The sequence below is a fragment of the Streptomyces sp. CB01881 genome, from assembly GCF_002953255.1.
Taxonomy (GTDB): domain Bacteria; phylum Actinomycetota; class Actinomycetes; order Streptomycetales; family Streptomycetaceae; genus Kitasatospora.
The window spans coordinates 7,559,736-7,560,593 of sequence record NZ_CP026498.1 but is presented as its reverse complement, the minus strand read 5'-3'; the positions used below and the strand labels follow the sequence as shown (position 1 = coordinate 7,560,593).

Here is an 858-nt window from a genome sequence, read left to right as displayed (position 1 = left end):
CATCGCTTACTTACCACTCTTTCCGACCTTGCGGCGGATGACCTCGCCCGCGTACTTGACGCCCTTGGCCTTGTACGGGTCGGGCTTGCGCAGCTTGCGGATCTTCGCGGCGACCTCGCCGACCTTCTGCTTGTCGATGCCGTCCACGTGGAACTTGGTGGGCGACTCGACCACGAAGGAGATGCCCTCCGAGGCCTCGACCAGGATCGGGTGGCTGTAGCCGAGCTGGAACTCCATGTCGGAGCCCTTCGCAACGACTCGGTAACCAACACCGCTGATCTCCAGCGACTTGCGGTAGCCCGCGGTCACGCCGGTGATCATGTTCGCCACCAGCGTGCGGGTCAGGCCGTGCAGGGCCTTCGACTGACGCTCGTCGTTGGGGCGGGTGACAGCCAGAGTGCCGTCCTCGCCCTTGCCGATCTCGATCGGCGCGGCGACAACGTGGGTGAGGGAACCCTTGGGGCCCTTCACCGAGACCGCCTGGCCATCGATGGTGACGTCCACGCCGGCGGGAACCGGGATGGGCAGCCGTCCAATGCGCGACATTGCTGTACCTCCGTTTCCCGAATTACCAGACGTAGGCGAGAACTTCTCCGCCTACGCCCTTCTTGGCTGCCTGCTTGTCGGTGAGGAGACCGGAGGACGTGGAGATGATCGCCACGCCCAGGCCGCCGAGAACCTTCGGCAGGTTGGTGGACTTTGCGTAGACCCGCAGGCCCGGCTTGCTGATCCGCTTGATGCCAGCGATCGAGCGCTCACGGTTGGGGCCGAACTTGAGCTCGATGGTCAGCTTCTTGCCGACCTCGCCCTCGACGGGCTCCTCAACCTTGTAGGAGGAGATGTACCTGCTGCAGGATC

1 protein-coding gene and 1 pseudogene are annotated in these 858 nt (G+C 64.3%); both read right to left on the bottom strand.

Translation table 11 applies throughout. The annotated features are described in order from the left end of the window. Window positions 1–6 precede the first annotated feature (6 nt). Window positions 7–546 (bottom strand): 50S ribosomal protein L6, encoded by a 540-nt coding sequence (gene rplF, locus C2142_RS23015; protein WP_148644393.1) that lies wholly within the window; start codon window positions 544–546, stop codon window positions 7–9. Between the two features lie 22 nt (window positions 547–568). Beyond that, window positions 569–858 (bottom strand): annotated as a pseudogene (rpsH, locus tag C2142_RS23010) (30S ribosomal protein S8); the annotation flags it as partial.

Bases quoted from the DNA above. Each gene is read 5' to 3' on its own strand.
- rplF (WP_148644393.1), bottom strand. From the start codon at position 546: ATGTCGCGCATTGGACGGCTGCCCATCCCGGTTCCCGCCGGCGTGGAC.